9 protein-coding genes and 5 pseudogenes are annotated in these 17,485 nt (G+C 62.2%); 1 reads left to right on the forward strand and 13 read right to left on the reverse strand.

Going from position 1 to position 17,485, the window contains the following annotated elements; all coding sequences use genetic code 11:
* Positions 1-208 precede the first annotated feature (208 nt).
* The 4 genes and pseudogenes from ftsZ to N7E02_RS27570 form a co-directional block, all read right to left on the reverse strand.
* Positions 209-1,950, reverse strand: a pseudogene (gene ftsZ / locus N7E02_RS27555) (cell division protein FtsZ).
* Positions 1,951-2,037: 87 nt separating this feature from the next.
* Positions 2,038-3,370: pseudogene (gene ftsA, locus N7E02_RS27560) on the reverse strand (cell division protein FtsA).
* The gene (locus tag N7E02_RS27565; protein WP_286584063.1) at positions 3,367-4,281 is read right to left on the reverse strand and encodes a cell division protein FtsQ/DivIB; all 915 of its coding nucleotides are present in this window, start codon (positions 4,279-4,281) and stop codon (positions 3,367-3,369) included. The pseudogene ftsA and the gene N7E02_RS27565 overlap by 4 nt, the downstream one beginning before the upstream one ends.
* On the reverse strand, positions 4,278-5,204 hold the full coding sequence (locus N7E02_RS27570) for a D-alanine--D-alanine ligase (protein ID WP_286581022.1): 927 nt from the start codon (positions 5,202-5,204) through the stop codon (positions 4,278-4,280). Before N7E02_RS27570 ends, N7E02_RS27565 begins: the two co-directional genes overlap by 4 nt.
* A 388-nt stretch (positions 5,205-5,592) precedes the next feature.
* Here N7E02_RS27570 and N7E02_RS27575 point away from each other — a divergent pair, with 388 nt between their 5' ends.
* A complete protein-coding gene (locus N7E02_RS27575) occupies positions 5,593-6,897 on the forward strand; it encodes an MFS transporter (protein WP_286581024.1) in 1,305 nt (434 codons plus the stop codon).
* A gap of 187 nt (positions 6,898-7,084) precedes the next feature.
* Here N7E02_RS27575 and N7E02_RS27580 read toward each other — a convergent pair whose 3' ends face one another.
* From N7E02_RS27580 to N7E02_RS27620, 9 genes and pseudogenes are all read right to left on the reverse strand, one after another.
* Complete coding sequence (locus tag N7E02_RS27580) at positions 7,085-7,339, reverse strand: hypothetical protein (protein WP_286581026.1); 255 nt, start codon at positions 7,337-7,339, stop codon at positions 7,085-7,087.
* Positions 7,339-8,313 (reverse strand): UDP-N-acetylmuramate dehydrogenase, encoded by a 975-nt coding sequence (gene murB, locus N7E02_RS27585; protein ID WP_286581029.1) that lies wholly within the window; start codon positions 8,311-8,313, stop codon positions 7,339-7,341. Before murB ends, N7E02_RS27580 begins: the two co-directional genes overlap by 1 nt.
* Positions 8,314-8,315: 2 nt before the next feature.
* Positions 8,316-9,724: pseudogene (gene murC / locus N7E02_RS27590) on the reverse strand (UDP-N-acetylmuramate--L-alanine ligase).
* The gene (gene murG / locus N7E02_RS27595; RefSeq protein WP_286581031.1) at positions 9,721-10,860 is read right to left on the reverse strand and encodes an undecaprenyldiphospho-muramoylpentapeptide beta-N-acetylglucosaminyltransferase; all 1,140 of its coding nucleotides are present in this window, start codon (positions 10,858-10,860) and stop codon (positions 9,721-9,723) included. Before murG ends, murC begins: the two are co-directional and overlap by 4 nt.
* Positions 10,861-10,866: 6 nt before the next feature.
* The gene (gene ftsW / locus N7E02_RS27600; protein ID WP_286581032.1) at positions 10,867-12,021 is read right to left on the reverse strand and encodes a putative lipid II flippase FtsW; all 1,155 of its coding nucleotides are present in this window, start codon (positions 12,019-12,021) and stop codon (positions 10,867-10,869) included.
* A 3-nt stretch (positions 12,022-12,024) separates the two neighbouring features.
* Positions 12,025-13,430: pseudogene (gene murD / locus N7E02_RS27605) on the reverse strand (UDP-N-acetylmuramoyl-L-alanine--D-glutamate ligase).
* A gap of 7 nt (positions 13,431-13,437) precedes the next feature.
* Positions 13,438-14,539 (reverse strand): annotated as a pseudogene (gene mraY, locus N7E02_RS27610) (phospho-N-acetylmuramoyl-pentapeptide-transferase).
* A gap of 31 nt (positions 14,540-14,570) precedes the next feature.
* On the reverse strand, positions 14,571-16,004 hold the full coding sequence (locus N7E02_RS27615) for a UDP-N-acetylmuramoylalanyl-D-glutamyl-2,6-diaminopimelate--D-alanyl-D-alanine ligase (protein ID WP_286581033.1): 1,434 nt from the start codon (positions 16,002-16,004) through the stop codon (positions 14,571-14,573).
* On the reverse strand, positions 16,001-17,461 hold the full coding sequence (locus N7E02_RS27620) for a UDP-N-acetylmuramoyl-L-alanyl-D-glutamate--2,6-diaminopimelate ligase (RefSeq protein ID WP_286581035.1): 1,461 nt from the start codon (positions 17,459-17,461) through the stop codon (positions 16,001-16,003). The genes N7E02_RS27615 and N7E02_RS27620 overlap by 4 nt, the downstream gene beginning before the upstream one ends.
* Between the last annotated feature and the right edge of the window lie 24 nt (positions 17,462-17,485).

Here is a 17,485-nt window from a genome sequence, read left to right on the forward strand (position 1 = left end):
CGGTCGCTTTCCAAATCACTGTTCGTTTCGGATTGTTACGGTTCCACGACATTCTTTGCGTACCATTGCATGCGCCCCTGCTCTGGCCGCTAAGCCACTGCTGGAAAACTACATTTTAGGCCGCCGCTCATATACGCGTACATAACAAACGAATAAGGGCCCGGATCGGATGATCCGGGCCCTTTCAACTTTGTTGTCGGCCGTTAACTTAGTTCGACTGGCGGCGCAGGAAGGCCGGAATTTCCAGCTGGTCGTCTTCGTGATGCGACTGCGGAACGGCGCGGCCGTGATCGTCGAGATTGCCGCGACGCGGAGCATAGAGGCTCGCTTCCGGAGACAGCGGACGACGCTGCTGCGGAGCCGGGGCGGACGAAGTCATGTCAGCCTGGACATGCTCTTCTTCCTCACGGCGACCAAGCGAGTTGGTGATCCGCTTCAGGAGACCCATCGGACCACGCTCTTCCTGTACGTGCTGTACCGGCTGCGTGCGATGTTCCATCTCGGCCTTCACGACCGGCGGAAAGTCTTCGACCTTCGGCATGCGGACCGGTTCCATGACCGGCTCCTGGTAAGCCGGCTGGGCGAGCCGCGGTGCAGGCTGGCTCATGACCGGCGCCGGAGCGGGCTGGTGCTGAACCGGTGCCGGCTGCGGAGCAGGCTGGGCCGGACGAGCCATGACCGGAGCCGGAGCTTCGGTCGGAGCGGCTGCGAAGAGACGGCTCTGCGGGCGGAAATCGTCCTGCGGCTGCGGGGCGACCGGCTGCGGAGCAGGCGTCGGGATTGCAAGAACCTGTTCCATTTCGGCTTCGGCCTGGCGGATGGTGTCTGCGATCGGATCGACCGGCTTGGCAGCCTGAGCTGCCTGGGGGCCTGCATTATCGCAGGCTGCTGTGCGGCCGGAGCCGGAGCAACGGCCGCCGAAGGACGGATAATCGGCTTCTGGGCAGCGCGCATTTCAGCGGCACGCAGGTCGACTTCACCGTGAGCGCGGTCGATGCCGGTGGCAACGACGGACACGCGGATCAGGCCTTCGAGCGCTTCGTCGAAGGTCGCGCCGAGGATGATGTTGGCGTCCGGATCGACTTCTTCGCGGATGCGGGTCGCAGCTTCGTCGACTTCGAACAGGGTCAGGTCGCGACCGCCGGTGATGGAGATCAGCAGGCCCTGGGCGCCCTTCATCGAGGTTTCGTCGAGCAGCGGGTTGGCAATTGCAGCTTCGGCAGCCTGCATAGCGCGGCCCTGGCCGGACGCTTCGCCGGTACCCATCATCGCACGGCCCATCTCGCGCATCACCGAGCGAACGTCGGCGAAGTCGAGGTTGATCAGGCCTTCCTTGACCATCAGGTCGGTGATGCAGGCAACACCCGAGTAGAGAACCTGGTCGGCCATGGCGAAGGCGTCCGCGAAGGTCGTCTTGTCATTGGCGATACGGAACAGGTTCTGGTTCGGGATAACGATGAGGGTGTCGACCGACTTCTGCAGTTCCTCGATGCCCTGTTCGGCGAGACGCATGCGACGCGCGCCTTCGAAGTGGAACGGCTTGGTAACGACGCCGACCGTCAGGATGCCCTTGTTGCGGGCTGCCTGTGCAACGACGGGAGCTGCACCCGTGCCGGTGCCGCCGCCCATGCCGGCGGTGACGAAGCACATATGCGTGCCGTTCAGATGGTCGATGATTTCATCGAGGCACTCTTCAGCGGCCGCGCGGCCGACTTCCGGCTGCGAACCGGCGCCGAGACCCTCGGTGACCTGCACGCCCATCTGGATGATGCGCGAGGACTTGGTCATGGTCAGTGCCTGGGCATCGGTATTGGCAACGACGAAATCGACGCCTTCGAGACCGGCCGTGATCATGTTGTTGACAGCGTTACCGCCGCCACCGCCGACGCCAAATACGGTGATCCGAGGCTTCAGCTCGGTAATATCAGGCTTTGCGAGCTTGATCGTCATTGTACCTTTCCTTCTTCTCCTGGCCGCATCGCCGAGCTGGCCAAATTCATTTCTATGTCACTCTGACAAGGGAGGGCTGACTCCCCGTCAAAAACTCTCTTTGAGCCACTGGCCAACGCGGGCCAGCCTGCCGTTTCCATTGCCGAGGGAGGCGATCAGGCCGCCCTGGGAAGCGTGTGTCTCCATGTCCGCGACCTGCGGGTAGATGATCAGGCCGACAGCAGTGGAGAAAGCCGGCCCCTTGGCAGCGGTCGGCAGACCCGAGACGCCCATCGGGCGCCCGATTCTGTACGTTGCGGGCGAGGATGCGCCGCGCGGTTTCCGGCAGGCCCGTCAGCTGGCTTGCGCCGCCGGTGAGCACGACCCGCTTGCCGACGATCGGGCTGAAACCCGAGCGCTGGATGCGGTCACGGATCAGTTCGAGCGTCTCCTCGATGCGGGCGCTGACGATCCGGGTAATGAGCGAACGCGGCACCTGGGTCGGCTGGTCGCGATCGTCTTCGCCGATCGGCGGAACCGAGATCACGTCGCGCTCGTCGGCGCCGTTGGCCAGAGCCGAACCGTGAACCACCTTCATCCGCTCTGCATCTTCGATGCGGGTGGATAGGCCGCGTGCAAGGTCGGTGGTGACGTGATGGCCGCCGAGGCTGATCGCGTCCGTATGAACGAGCTTGCCTTCGCAGAAGACGGAGATCGTCGTGGTGCCGCCACCCATGTCGATCGCAGCACAGCCGAGTTCGACTTCGTCGTCGACCAGGGCCGCAAGGCCGCTTGCGTAGGGCGTGGCAACGATGCCTTCGACCGAGAGATGCGCACGGTTGACGCAAAGCTCGAGGTTCTTCAGCGTCACGCGCTCCGAGGTGACGACATGCATGTCGACGCCGAGTTCGTCACCATACATGGACAGCGGGTCGCGGATGCCGCGCTCGCCATCGAGCGAGAAGCCCGTCGGCAGTGAATGCAGGATCGCACGATCCTGGCGCTGCGACTGCTGGCTGGCGGCGACGAGAACGCGGCGCAGGTCCGTGGTTTCGACTTCCTGGCCACCGAGATCGATGGTCGCGGTATAGACGTCGCTGGCAAGGCGGCCCGCGGAAACGTTGACGATCAGGCTGTCGACGGTGAGGCCAGCCATGCGCTCGGCCGCATCGACGGCGAGGCGTACGACGCTTTCCGCTGCGTCGAGATCGGCGATGACACCGGATTTCACGCCGCGCGAACGCTGGTGGCCGATGCCGATGATCTCGATATGGTGCGTGCGGCCCGGCAGGATCTGGCTTTCCTGACGCGGGGTCAGGCGGGCGATCATGCAGACGACCTTCGTCGAGCCGATGTCGAGCACCGAGACGACGTGGCTGCGCTTGGACGAAAGCGGCTTCATCCGCGGCAAACCGAAATGGGAGGAACCAAATACGCTCACGACTGCCCTGCCTTCTTCAATGCCTTGGTCCGCTCTTCGACTGCTTCCTGGCGCCGCTCTGCAGCAGCGCTGGTCAGCTGGATCGTGGTTCTGTCGTTGAGGCGCAGGTCCACGGCGGCGATATCCCGCTCCAGAACGCGCTCTTCTTTTTCCAGGCGAGCGACGAGCGCCAGCGCCTTGGAAATTCCTTCTTCCGGCAGCTTCAGGACGATGCCGTTGTCGAGATGCAGGTCCCAGCGGCGGCTTGACACCCGCACATAGGCACGAACCCGGCTCGCCAGTTCAGGCCAGCCGTTCATCTCTTCGGCAAGCTGTGCCGCCGTCTTCTCCGCATCACGTCCGACGAAAAGCGGCAGCGAGGCGAACTTGTTGTCCTTCAGCGGCGCGATCACCGAACCGTTCTTCTCGATCAGCGAAAGCTCCGAGCCGTGCTGCCAGATCGCGAAAGCGGCGCGCTCCTTCAGCATGACCTCGATCGTGCGCGGGTAGACCTTGCGCACTTCCGCATATTCGACCCACGGCAGTTCCGAGAGCTTGCGGCGGGCGGCATCCACGTCGAGGGCGACGAGCGACGTCGTGCCGTCGAGACCAAGCAGCTGCAGGATGTCGATTTCCGACGTCTGGTCGTTGCCGGAGACGCGAACGTCCTCGATCGCAAAACCGACGGCAGCCGTCGTCGCCTGGGCAACCTCATGACCATGACCGCCGAGCGACATGCCGTAGAGACCGACGGCGGCAAAGAAGCCGAAGGTCGCAAAGGTACCGGTATGGCGCGGAATATCGATACGGCCTGTCGCGAGGCTGACCGCGAAGCGGACGACCCGTCGCAGGGGGCGTGGCAGAACGCGGCGTTCATCGCCGATAGCGGCGCCGGAACGGCGATCAGAGCCACCCGTGATTTTCCCGATCAACGCAGACACGACGCGTCCTCCACCATCCAGCGAACCAGCTCACCGAAGGAATATCCTGCGTGAACCGCCATTTCGGGCACGAGCGACGTTGGCGTCATTCCAGGCTGGGTATTGACCTCCAGCCAGATGAGTTCGCCGTCTTCCGAGAAGCGGTCGTCAAAACGGAAATCCGAGCGACTCACGCCACGGCAGCCGATCGCGTCGTGCGCCTTGACCGCCAATTCTTGTATTTTTTGGTAAATATTCGGTGAAATCTGTGCCGGGATGACATGCCTGGAGCCACCCGCCGCGTACTTGGCATCGTAGTCGTAGAAGCCGGGCCCCGTCGGAATGACCTCGGTCACCCCAAGCGCCTTGCCGGCCATCACACCGCAGGTCAATTCGCGACCGTGGATATAACGCTCGACCATCACCTGATCGCCGTAGCGCCATTCGGAAGACGTGATGATCTGCGGCGGATGCGACTGGTCTTCGCCGACGATGACGACGCCAAAGGACGAGCCCTCCTTGACCGGCTTCACCACATATGGCGCCGGCATCGGATGAACAGACTTGAACTCGTGGCGATCCATGACCAAAGCCTCGGCCACAGGAATGCCGGCAGCCTTGGCGACGTGCTTCGCCTGGCCCTTGTCCATGGCAAGCGCAGACGCCAGTACGCCGGAATGCGTGTAGGGAATTTCGAGATATTCGAGGACACCCTGAATGGTGCCGTCTTCACCAAACGGTCCGTGAAGTGCATTGAAGGCAACGTCTGGGCGCAGATCTGAAAGAACGGCAGCAACATCACGACCCACATCCACACGGGTCACGCGATAGCCTTCGCCTTCCAGCGCCTCAGCGCACGCCGTACCGGACGACAGGCTGACAGGCCGCTCGGAAGAAAATCCTCCCATCAAAACAGCCACGTGCTTGCCACTCATCCACCACTCCTTGAAAAATAGTCCTACTCTGGGTGATCGCACTTGCGCCAACCTTGCGCCCTGCGACTCCTTCAAAACCTGTTCGCTATTGGTGCAGCAAAATGGTTAACAAATCGTTTACTTTGCTTAACGAGACAAGCCAAAGCACTGACTTAAAACGATAATTTTCGTCGCGAAATGGTTAACGTCATTTATCAAGAAGACTGATTAAGCGTAGGCGCCGGCAGAATCTGTTGTCCGACTCGCCGATTCTTTGATTCTGCGAAATCGTCGATTATTTTGCATTTGTTACCCGAAACAGGGTTTTCGCGGCCATAAAATTACGATACTGCCCGACGCGGCCCTCCCAAGAGCCTATTGGACACTCATTTTCTGAATTGGAATCAGTATGACAAACGCGACGCAGTCCGCTTCGCCGTCTGCTGAGCCGTTAGCGCCTGTTGCAACGAACTCGCCTGCACAAGTCCTGACGGCCAGCGTGGTCGGCACGACGATCGAATTCTTCGATTTCTACGTTTACGCCACCGCAGCCGTCCTGGTGTTCCCGACCCTGTTCTTCCCGGGTTCGGATCCGACAAGCGCGCTTCTGGCTTCTTTCGCGACCTTCTCTATCGCCTTCTTCGCCCGTCCGCTCGGTGCCATCGTGTTCGGCCACTACGGTGACCGTATCGGCCGTAAGACGACGCTCGTCGCAGCCCTTCTGACCATGGGTATTTCCACGGTCGTGATCGGCCTCCTGCCGACCTATGAGCAGATCGGCGTTCTCGCACCGCTGCTTCTGGCGCTTTGCCGTTTCGGCCAGGGCTTCGGCCTCGGCGGCGAATGGGGCGGCGCGGTTCTGCTGGCAACCGAGAACGCACCTCCGGGCAAGAAGAGCTGGTACGGCATGTTCCCGCAGCTCGGCGCACCGCTCGGCCTGTTCCTCTCCTCCGGCGTCTTCTGGATACTCCTGCACTTCATGTCCCAGGAAGCTCTTCTCTCCTGGGGATGGCGCGTGCCGTTCATCGCCTCGATCGCGCTGATCGCCATCGGCCTCTGGGTCCGCCTCTCGATCACCGAAACCCCGGCCTTCCAGAAGGCCATCGACAGCCATGAGCGCGTCGAAGTTCCGGTTGCCGAACTGTTCCGCAAGCACAAGCGCAGCCTCGTGCTCGGCACCTTCGTGGCGCTCGCCACATTCGTGCTGTTCTACATCGGCTCGGCCTATCTTCTGTCCTACAACGTCAAGGTCCTGAAGATGCCGTTCCTGGATGCGCTGGAAGTGCAGCTCCTCGGCTCCGTCGTCTTCGGCATCTTCATCGTGGTCATCGGCAAGCTGGCCGAAAAATACGGCCGCCGGGAAATGCTGATCGTCACGACCGCGCTGATCGCCGCATTCTCCTTCTTCCTTCCCTACCTGATGACCAACGGCGAAGGCATGATCTTCCTGTTCGTGGTGCTCGCCATGGTGCTGATGGGCATGACCTACGGCCTGATCGGCACGGCGCTTGCCGCCCTGTTCCCGACCTCCGTGCGTTACACGGGCTCGTCGATCACCTTCAACTTCGCCGGTATCTTCGGCGCGTCGCTGGCCCCTTACATCGCCACCTACCTGCAGGCGAATTACGGCATGACCTATGTCGGCTACTACCTCTTCGTAGCCGCCCTCGTCACACTCGCCTGCATCTTCCTGTCGGGCAAGGACGAGGTCTGATCCCAGCCGGAATCAAGTCATAAGAAAAGCCCGCGAAGCCATTGGCCTCGCGGGCTTTTTTTATGTTCAACCCCAAACTGACGCCATCAGCGATGGTGGGGATTTTTATAATAGTCGTAGACGAGCCACGCACCGCCAAACGCGGAAACGATCCACGGGAATACGTACCAAAAGAATTCCTGCGAGCTCATGCCTTCAGTCCTCCAAGGACGCGTTGTGCCATCCAATGTAGTATGACAGCGCCAAAAATCCAACCCAGCATGATCGTCGCCGAATTCAGGCTAGCAGAGGATGGACTGAGAGAAAGAACCTGCCCGAGAACGCCCACAGCGATGAAAGCGGTCGACAAACGATCGAGAGCGCCAGCCAGAAGCTTTCGCCGCTCGTTATTGATCAGAACAAGCCGAATTCGATCCTCTCTGGAAAATTCGGCTTCGCTCATCACTCCGTAGTCGCCCCCTGGAACGGCTTCACTTCCCGTCCCGGCATGAATATACCGAGCCGCTTGATCTCCCATTCCAGCTTGACGCCCGAATCCTCGAATACGCGCTGGCGCACCATCTCGCCGAGATATTCGAGATCGTAGCCGGTCGCATGGCCGATATTGATCATGAAGTTGCAGTGAAGCGACGACATCTGCGCGCCGCCGTTCATCAGGCCGCGGCAACCTGCATCGTCGATCACCTTCCAGGCGGAATGGCCGGGCGGGTTCTTGAAGGTCGAACCGCCGGTCTTTTCCTTCACCGGCTGCACCGTCTCGCGATGCTGGCGCACGGCGTCCATATCGGCACGGATCTTCGCCCTGTCTTCCGGATAGCCCTCGAAGACAGCGTGGGTGAAGATCAGATCCTTGGCCGCCGACGAATGGCGGTAGCTGTAGCCCATGTCGGCCTTGCTCAGCACATGCTGGTTGCCCTGGCGATCGACGGCATGCACCTCGACCAGCCGCTCCGCCGTCTCGCCGCCATTGGCACCCGCGTTCATCCGCAGCGCACCGCCGATCGAGCCGGGAATGCCGTAATAGAAGGCGAACCCGCCGATCCCGTTGTCCATCGCCATGGCCGCAATATGCTTGTCCGGGCAGATGGCGCCCGCACGGATGCGGTTGTCGCCGATCAGATCCACCTGACCGAACCCTTTGGCGGAAAGACGCACGACGACGCCCGGGATGCCGCCATCGCGCACCAAAAGGTTCGAACCCACGCCGACCACCGTCAGCGGCACCTCTTCCGGCAGCAATTTCAAAAATGTCACCAGATCGTCGATGTCATGCGGCTGGAACATCAGTTCGGCCAGACCGCCGGCCTGGAACCACGTGACGCGATCCATCGGCGCATCCGGCGTCAGACGGCCGCGCAGTTCCTTGACCCCATCCCCGAGCGAGGCCAGCAGCTTATCCCCATTCACCTGCTTCATTCTCACGTTCCCGATATGCTTTCCAATTCCTTCGGCAAGACCGCCGCCCATTGCGTGATATTGCCAGCCCCCAGAAGAACCACGAAATCACCCGGTTTCGCAATGCCTGAAACGATGGGGGCCAATTCTGCAGGCGTCGTCATGTAGCGCGCGTCGCGATGACCTCCGGCGCGGATGCGCGAAACCAACGCTTCGGAATTCACGCCCTCGATCGGATCTTCGCCCGCCGCATAGACCGGCGCAAGGATAATGCTGTCCGCGTCGTTGAAGCAGGTCGCGAAATCCTCGAACAGGCTCGCCAGGCGCGAATAGCGATGCGGCTGATGAACCGCGATGATGCGGCCCTTGCAGGCCTCGCGCGCAGCTCTCAGCACCGCCTTGATCTCGACCGGGTGGTGTCCGTAGTCGTCGAACACCTGAACGCCGTTCCAGGTTCCGGTCAGCGTGAAGCGGCGCTTGACGCCACCGAAGGCCGCGAGCCCCTTGCGGATATCGTCCTCGGAAATGCCCAGACGATTGGCGACCGCAATCGCCGCGGTCGCATTGGAAATGTTGTGACGGCCGGGCATCGGCAGCGTCAGATCCTTGAACGAGAACACGCGGCCGGTGCGCCGACGGCGGATTTCCACGTCGAAAGTCGCCTTCGTCCCGTCCATGCGGATGTTGGAAAAGCGAGCATCGGCCTGTGGGTTTTCCCCATAGGTGACGATCTTGCGGTCCTCGATCTTGCCGACCAACGCCTGCACTTCCGGATGATCGATGCATAAAACGCCGAAACCGTAGAACGGCACGTTCTCGACGAACTGCCGGAAGGCAGCCCGCACCGCATCGAAATTGCCGTAGTGGTCGAGATGTTCCGGGTCGATATTGGTCACGACCGCCACTTCGGCAGGCAGTTTCAGGAAGGTGCCGTCCGATTCGTCGGCCTCCACCACCATCCACTCGCCCTCGCCCATGCGGGCATTAGTGCCATAGGCATTGATGATGCCGCCATTGATGACCGTCGGGTCGAGATTGCCGGCTTCAAAAGCGTCGCGACCATCGACGTCGTCGTCGTCTTGCCATGCGTGCCGCCGATCGCGATCGCATTGCGGAAGCGCATCAGCTCGGCCAGCATTTCGGCGCGGCGCACGATCGGCAGCGATTTTTCACGCGCGGCGATCAGTTCCGGATTGCTCTTCTTGATCGCGGTCGAGACGACCACCACTTCGGCGTCACCGAGATTCTCGGCCTGATGACCGACGAAAACCTCGATGCCCTTGTCGCGCAGGCGCTGCACATTGGCGCTGTCCGACTGGTCGGAACCCTGGACGCGATGACCTAGATTGTGCAGCACTTCGGCAATGCCGCTCATGCCGATACCGCCGATACCGATGAAATGTACGAGGCCGATGGCCTTGGGCATCTTCATGCCTGAACTCCACTCATATTATTCTTCTTGTATTCGGCGATCGGCCGCTTTTCGGCAACCGCCGTCACGAGATCCGCCAGTCTTTCCGTCGCATCCGGCTTGCCGGCCTTCTTGGCGGCAGCCGCCATGGCTTCCAGCCGATCCGGCTCGTTCATCGCCGCCGCGATCATTCCCGACAGTTTTTCCGGCGAAAGTTCCGATTGCGGCACCACCTGCGCTCCGCCTTCCGCAACCAGCGCCGCCGCATTGGCCGCCTGGTCATGGTCGAGCGCGTAAGGGTATGGCACGAGGATCGACGGCCGGCCGATCACCGCAAGCTCGCTCACCGTCGAGGCACCCGAGCGGCAGATGACGAGATGCGCCTCCGCCAGCCTGTCGGCCATGTTGGTGAAGAAAGGCGCGATATCGGCCGGGGACTTCAGCTTGGCAAAGCAGGACGTGACACGGTCCCTGTCTTCCGGCCGCGCCTGCTGCGTCACGACCAGGCGTTCGCGCTGGCCGGGTTCGAGAAGGCTGAGCGCCGTCGGCACAGCCGAGGAAAAGAACTGTGCCCCCTGGCTGCCGCCGAAGACGACGAGCTTGAACGGCTCCTGCCCGCGCGAGGCCACATAAGCGATCTTCGCCGCATCGAGCACAGGCGGCCTGACAGGATTACCCGTCACCACCGTCTTGCCTGCATATTCGCCACGGCCTTCCGGCAGGAACCCGCCGGCAATCGCCTGGACGCGCCTGGCGAGCGCCTTGTTGGCGCGGCCCATCACGGCATTCTGCTCGTGGATCAGCGTCGGAATGCCGAGCCCCGTCGAAGCCATCAGCGGCGGCACGGTCGGGTAGCCACCGAAACCGACGACGGCGAGCGGCCGAAGCCGCGTCAGCAGCCGGCGCGCCGAACGCAGCCCCACCCACAGCTTCCACGCGGTCTTGGCCATCGCGATCGGGTTCTTCGACGCAAACGTCGCCGACGGCACGACATGGATTTCGTCGGCCGGAAACTTGCCGGCGAACCGTTCCGCCCGGCTGTCCGTCACCAGATGCACGGAAAAGCCGCGGCGCCTCAGCTCATGGCCAAGCGCTTCGGCTGGAAACAGATGGCCACCGGTTCCCCCGGCGGCCAGAACGATCGTACCCTTGCTCATTCCATCTTACTCCGCCGGAACACCATGGGCGTGCCGGAACAGGCTGCGCTCCTGTGCCCGCTTTTCGGGCCGGTGGCGGGTCAGCGCCAGGATGAATCCGGCCGTGATGCAGATCGCGATCTGTGATGAACCACCATAGGAAATCAGCGGTAGCGTCATGCCCTTGGCGGGCATCAGTTCGAGATTGACGCCGATATTGATCATCGACTGTATGCCGATCTGCAGGACGAGGCCCGCGACGGCAAAACGGTTGAAGTCGTTGCGCTCCTTGAAGGCGTGGTTGAGTCCGCGAAGCACGATGAAGGCGAAGATCAGTACTAGCGCCATGCAGAATATGATGCCGAATTCTTCCGCTGCAACCGAGAAGATGAAATCGGTATGGCTGTCCGGCAGGATGCGCTTCACCATGCCCTCGCCCGGCCCCTGGCCGAACCAGCCGCCGCGCACGATCGCCTCATGGGCAGTCTCGATCTGGAAACGGTCACCCTCACCGGTCAAAAACTTGTCGAAGCGTGCCGTGACGTGCGGCAGCATGTAATAGGCCGCCACAAGGCCGCCCGCGCCAAAACCGCCGAGCAGCACGATCCACAGCCACGGCATGCCGGCCATGAAGAACATGCCGCCCCAGACGACGCTGGTGAGAATGGTCTGGCCAAGGTCGGGCTGGGCGACGAGCAATGCCGCCACGATGCCGAACAGGATGATGGCGAAGAGATTGCCGGGAATTTCCGGCTGGCGCGCATGTTCGGAGAACAGCCAGGCGCAGACGACCACGAAGGCCGGCTTCATGAATTCGGACGGTTGGATGGAGAAGGCGCCGACGCCGATCCAGCGCCGTGCACCCTTCACCTCGACGCCGATAAACAGCGCCAGGACCATCATCGCCAGCGAGACGGCGAGAAGGATGATCGCGGTCCGGCGCACCTGCCGCGGCGTCAGGAAGGACAAGCCGATCATCACGACGAGCGACGGGATGATGAACATCGCGTGGCGCTCGACGAAGTGGAAGCTGTTGAGGCCGATGCGTTCCGCCACCGCGGGAGACGCGGCAAAGGACAGCATGAAGCCGATCCCCATCAAGAGGATAAAGGCCGCAAGGAAGAAGCGGTCAATCGTCCAGAACCAGTCTGCGAGCGGCCCTCGGTCTGCGCGGCTTACCATCGTTTAGCTCCTCTTTCCGGTCTCGACCAGCATCGTCACGTCCTGCAAGCCGGCCACGAGCTGCACGAAGGCATCCCCGCGGACCTCGAAATTCTTGAACTGATCGAAGCTTGCACATGCCGGCGAAAGCATAACGGCCGATGCGACTGCATCGCTTTCGGCGTCTGCGGCAGCGTGGGCGACGGCCTGATCCAGGGTCCCTGAGATCTCGTATCGCACACCATCGCCAAGGGTGGCCGCAAATGCCGGCGCGGCCTCTCCAATCAGATAGGCTTTGACGATACGCGGGAAAAGTGGTGCGAGGCTTGCGATGCCGCCTTCCTTGGGAAGACCGCCGGCGATCCAGTAGATCCGCTCATAGCTCGAAAGTGCGGGAGCCGCAGCCTCTGCATTGGTGGCCTTGGAATCGTTGACGAACACCACCTGACTGCGGCGTCCAACGGGTTGCATGCGATGCTTCAGCCCCGGGAAGGATTTCAGGCCGGAACGGATTTCATCGGCGGCAAGCCCGACCGCCAGGCAGGCCGCAACGGCCGCCGCAGCGTTCTGCGCATTATGAGCGCCCTTCAGCGTCTGGATACCGTCGAGATCGGCGATCTCGCTCGCTGCGCCGACGCTTGCCCGCATCAGCTTCATGCCATCCGCATAGATGCCATTGGCGACGGGGCTGCGCTTCGAAATTCTCTCGACCGTCACGCCGGCCCGCTCGACGCGGTCGGCGATCAGGGCACAATAGCTGTCGTCGATGCCGATGACGGCCGTGCGGCTGCCGGCGACCAGCCGTTCCTTGATATCGGCATAATGCTGCATCGTGCCGTGACGATCGAGATGATCGGGCGTCAGGTTGAGCAGGATGCCGGCCGTTGGATTGAGCGTCGGTGCCAGATCGATCTGGTAGGACGAGCATTCGACGACATAGAAGCGTCCATCTTTCGGCTCGTCGAGCGTCAGCACCGCCGTGCCGATATTACCGCCAAGCTGGGTATCCCGGCCGCTTTCGCGCAGGATATGAGCGATCAGCGCCGTCGTCGTCGACTTGCCATTGGTGCCGGTGATCGCGATGAACGGGCAATCGGGCGCATGGGCGCGGCGCTCGCGCACGAAAAGCTCGACATCGCCGATGATCTCGACACCGGCAGCCTTGGCCAGATCGACTGTCCAGTGCGGCTTCGGATGGGTCAGCGGCACGCCGGGGAAAGAACGAAGGCGGCCTGTTTCGACCAGTCGATCGAGCGCAGGTCGGAAACGGTAACGCCGGCCTCGGATGCCTTGGTCACGCTGTCGGGATTGTCGTCCCAGGCGGTAACGTTCGCGCCACCGGCGACCAGCGCCTGCGCGGTCGCCAGCCCCGAGCCGCCGAGGCCGAACAGCGCGACATCTTTTCCCTTGAAGGTCGTGACCGGGATCATCGCGTTCCTACCGCAGCTTGAGCGTCGAAAGGCCGAGCATGGCAAGGCCGACGGCGATGATCCAGAAGCGGACCACGACCTGGCTTTCGCTCCACCCGAGCTTTTCGAAATGATGGTGGATCGGCGCCATCAGGAACACCCGCTTGCCGGTCATCTTGAAGAAACCGACCTGGATGATCACCGACAGCGTTTCCATGACGAACAGGCCGCCGATGATCGCCATGACGATCTCGTGCTTGGTGGCAACGGCAACCGAACCGATCAGGCCGCCGAGCGCCAGAGACCCCGTATCGCCCATGAAGATTGCCGCCGGCGGCGCGTTGAACCAGAGGAAGCCGAGGCCTGCCCCGATCACGGCACCCAGAATGACGGCAAGTTCACCGGTGCCGGGCACGAAATTGATCTGCAGGTAATTGGCAAAGACGGCGTTGCCGGCGAGATAGGCGATGATGCCGAAGGAGGCGGCCGCGATCATTACCGGCACGATGGCGAGACCATCGAGACCATCCGTCAGGTTCACCGCATTGCCGGCCGCGACGATGACGAAACCGCCGAACAAGATGAAGAAGAAGCCGATATTGACGACGAATTCCTTGACGAAGGGAAAGGCAATCGAGGTCGCGAGCGCCGGATTGGACGTCTGCGCATGCATGGCCATGCGCATCATGAAGAAGACTGCAATGCCGGCAATGACGAACTCGATGCCGAGACGCGCCTTGCCGGAAAAGCCTTTGTCGGACTGTTTCGTCACCTTGAGATAGTCGTCATAGAAGCCGATCGCACCGAAACCGAGCGTCACCAGCAGCGTCGCCACGACGTAGACGTTGGAAAGGTCGGCCCAGAGCAGCGAGCCGCCGACGATGCCGGCGAGGATCATCAACCCGCCCATGGTCGGCGTACCGGCCTTCTTGAAATGGGTCTGCGGCCCGTCTGCGCGGATCGGCTGACCCTTGCCCTGACGCACACGCAGCGAGATCGATCATCCTGGGACCGAAGAGGAAGACGATCAGGGCGGAGGTGAACAGGGCGGCGCCGGTCCGAAAGGTGATGTACCGGAACAAATTGAAGAATTGCAATTCGTCCGATAGTTCGACAAGCCAGATCAGCATGAAGGCCCTTTCCCGAAGCCGCTTCTAAAATTCAAAGTTGGTGGTCCGTGTCGGAGAATGCCGGATAGTTGTCAAGCAGGGCCGCTACGATCTTGCCGAAGCCGAGACCGAGGGACGATTTCACCATCACCACATCGCCGGGCTTCACTGAGCGGACGGCATAGTCGACCAGTTCCGCGGTCTGTTCGCGATACTCGACCTGCACGCTGTCGGGCAAAGCATCCCGCAGCACGGCCATTTCCGCGCCGGCAAGCCAGACATGCTCGATGCCCGCTGCCAGCAGTGCGCCGGCCAGCTCCTCATGCACCTCGGCAGAAAACTCGCCCATTTCCAGCATGTCGCCGAGCACGGCGATCCGCCGTCCAGTTAGTTCCGGTGTGGCCGAGGCAAGCAGTGCAATAGCGGCACGCATCGAGGCCGGGTTGGCATTGTAGCTTTCGTCGATCAGGGTCAGGTGGCCCTCGCCGATGCCCAGACGATGGCGCTCGCCCCTGCCCTTGACCGGCTTCAATCCGGAAAGCGCCTCGGCGGCGAGATCCATATTGGCACCGACCAGCAGGCATGTCCCGAGCGCTGCCATGGCGTTCTCCGCGATATGGCGGCCGGGCGACCCGATCCTGACTTCGCGGGTCTCGCCGTTGAGAACCGCCCAGATGGTCGAGCTCTCCGCGTCACCCTCGAAATCCGCAAGCCGGAAATCCGCCTTGGCGTGCTGGCCGAACGTGTAGATTTTTTTGACACCCGCTTCCTGCGCGCGTTCTTCCAGAAACTCGAACTGCTTGATGTCACGGTTGAGGATCGCGGCACCGCCCTCGACGAGACCATCGAAAATCTCGGCCTTGGCGGCGGCGATCTCTTCCAGGTCCTTGAAATGACCGAGATGGGCGGCGGCAATCGTGGTGATGATCGCCACATGCGGCTGCACCATCTGAACGAGCGGCGTGATCTCTCCGGCATGATTCATGCCGATCTCGAACACGCCGTAATCGACATCCGCCGGCATGCGCGCAAGCGTCAGCGGCACGCCCCAGTGATTGTTGAACGAGGCAACGGCGGCATGCACCTTGCCTGAAGGCGCCAGCACCTGGCGCAGCATTTCCTTCGTCGTCGTCTTGCCAACCGATCCGGTCACCGCAACGATCCGGGCGTTGCTGCGCGCGCGAGCAGCCACCGCCAGCTTGCCGAGAGCCACGAGCACATCCTCGACCACGATCATCGGCACGGTCAGCCGTCCCATCGCCGGCAGCTTTCCTTCGGCAACGACGATCAGCGCCGCACCGTTGGCGACTGCGATGCTCGCATAGTCATGCCCGTCGACACGGTCACCCTTGATGGCGAAGAACGCCTCGCCCGCACCGATGGAACGGCTGTCGATCGAAATGCCGGTAATGCCTTCCGGCAGTGCCCCGACCGGACGACCGTCCATGACGGCCGTCATTTCCTCAGATGTCCAAAGAATGCTCAAGATACCCGCTCCTCCAGCGCCTTGCGCAGTTCCACATGGTCCGAGAACGGCAGCACGGTCGTCCCGACCGTCTGGCCTTCCTCATGTCCCTTGCCGGCAACGATCAGCGTATCCCCCGACGCCAGCATGCCGACTGCATGCCTGATGGCCTTGGCCCTGTCCCCGATCTCAATCGCCCCCGGCGCCGCAGCCATGATTTCCGAACGGATCGCCTCCGGCACTTCCGAGCGCGGATTGTCGTCGGTCACGACAACGACGTCGGCCAGCCGCGTGGCGATCTCGCCCATGATCGGCCGCTTGCCCTTGTCGCGGTCGCCGCCGCAGCCGAACACGACCATGACGCGGCCGCTGGTGAACGGCCTGACCGCCGTCAGCACCTTTTCCAAGGCATCCGGCTTATGGGCATAGTCGACATAGGCGAGCGCGCCATCCTTCGTATGGCCGACGAGTTCGAGACGCCCCGAAGCGCCCGTCAGGGTCTCCAGCGCCTTGAACACGGCCTTCGTCTCAGCCCCGGTCGACAGCGCCAGACCGGCTGATACGAGCGCATTGGCCAGCTGGAAGTCGCCGGCCAGCGGAATATCGATCTCGTGGATCTCGCCGTTGAAATGAACTTCCGCCATCTGCTTGTGGCGGAAATGCTCGACCCGCTTGACGCAGAGATAGTCCCCCTTGCGCCCCACAGTCCGCACATCGAGACCGGATGCCTTCGCGACACGAATTGCCTCGTCCGACCACGCATCGTCGGCGAAGATAGTTGCCGGTGCGCCCTTCGGCATCAGCGTATCGAACAGCCGCATCTTGGCGGCCATGTAGTCTTCGATCGTCGGGTGGTAGTCCATATGATCGCGGCCGAGATTGGTAAAGGCAGCGGCCGAAAGCTTCACGCCGTCGAGACGCGACTGGTCGAGACCGTGGCTCGACGCCTCCATCGCCGCATGGGTGACGCCCTCGTCGGCAAGCTCGGCGAGCAGCTGCTGCAGGTCGACCGGATCAGGCGTGGTCAGCGAACCGTAATCGTTGCGCGTCGGAGACACGACGCCCGTCGTGCCGATCTGCGCCGCATTCAGCCCCGCCTTGGCCCAGATCTGACGGGTGAACGACGCGACCGAGGTCTTGCCGGCCGTGCCGGTCACCGCCACCATGGTCTCCGGCTGCCGGCCGAAAAAGCGGGCGGCGGCAATGGCAACGAAACGCCGTGGATTGGATACGGGCAGAACCGGAATACCAGCCTTTACCGGGTCGGCGGTAATCGCCACCACCGCGCCCTTGGCTGCAGCATCGCCGATAAAGCTGAGCCCGTCGGCCTTTGACCCGGAAAGTGCGGCAAACAGCATGCCCGGCTTGATCTTGCGGCTGTCCGAGGAAAGCCCCGTGATCTCCAGGTCGCCGACGGGACCCGCAAGAACATCATTCACTTCCGGAAAGTCCGGACCGGCAAGATCACGCAGCTTCATAGGGTGTATTCCATTTATCGGGCA

This window comes from Terrirhizobium terrae (genome assembly GCF_030323265.1).
In the GTDB taxonomy this organism is placed as follows: domain Bacteria; phylum Pseudomonadota; class Alphaproteobacteria; order Rhizobiales; family Rhizobiaceae; genus Neorhizobium.

Excerpts from the sequence above, each read along its gene's own strand:
- N7E02_RS27570 (WP_286581022.1), bottom strand. The coding sequence starts at position 5,204 with ATGAGTGGCAAGCACGTGGCTGTTTTGATGGGAGGATTTTCTTCCGAG.
- N7E02_RS27575 (WP_286581024.1), top strand. The coding sequence starts at position 5,593 with ATGACAAACGCGACGCAGTCCGCTTCGCCGTCTGCTGAGCCGTTAGCG.
- N7E02_RS27580 (WP_286581026.1), bottom strand. The coding sequence starts at position 7,339 with ATGAGCGAAGCCGAATTTTCCAGAGAGGATCGAATTCGGCTTGTTCTG.
- murB (WP_286581029.1), bottom strand. The coding sequence starts at position 8,313 with ATGAAGCAGGTGAATGGGGATAAGCTGCTGGCCTCGCTCGGGGATGGG.
- murG (WP_286581031.1), bottom strand. The coding sequence starts at position 10,860 with ATGAGCAAGGGTACGATCGTTCTGGCCGCCGGGGGAACCGGTGGCCAT.
- ftsW (WP_286581032.1), bottom strand. The coding sequence starts at position 12,021 with ATGGTAAGCCGCGCAGACCGAGGGCCGCTCGCAGACTGGTTCTGGACG.
- N7E02_RS27620 (WP_286581035.1), bottom strand. The coding sequence starts at position 17,461 with ATGAAGCTGCGTGATCTTGCCGGTCCGGACTTTCCGGAAGTGAATGAT.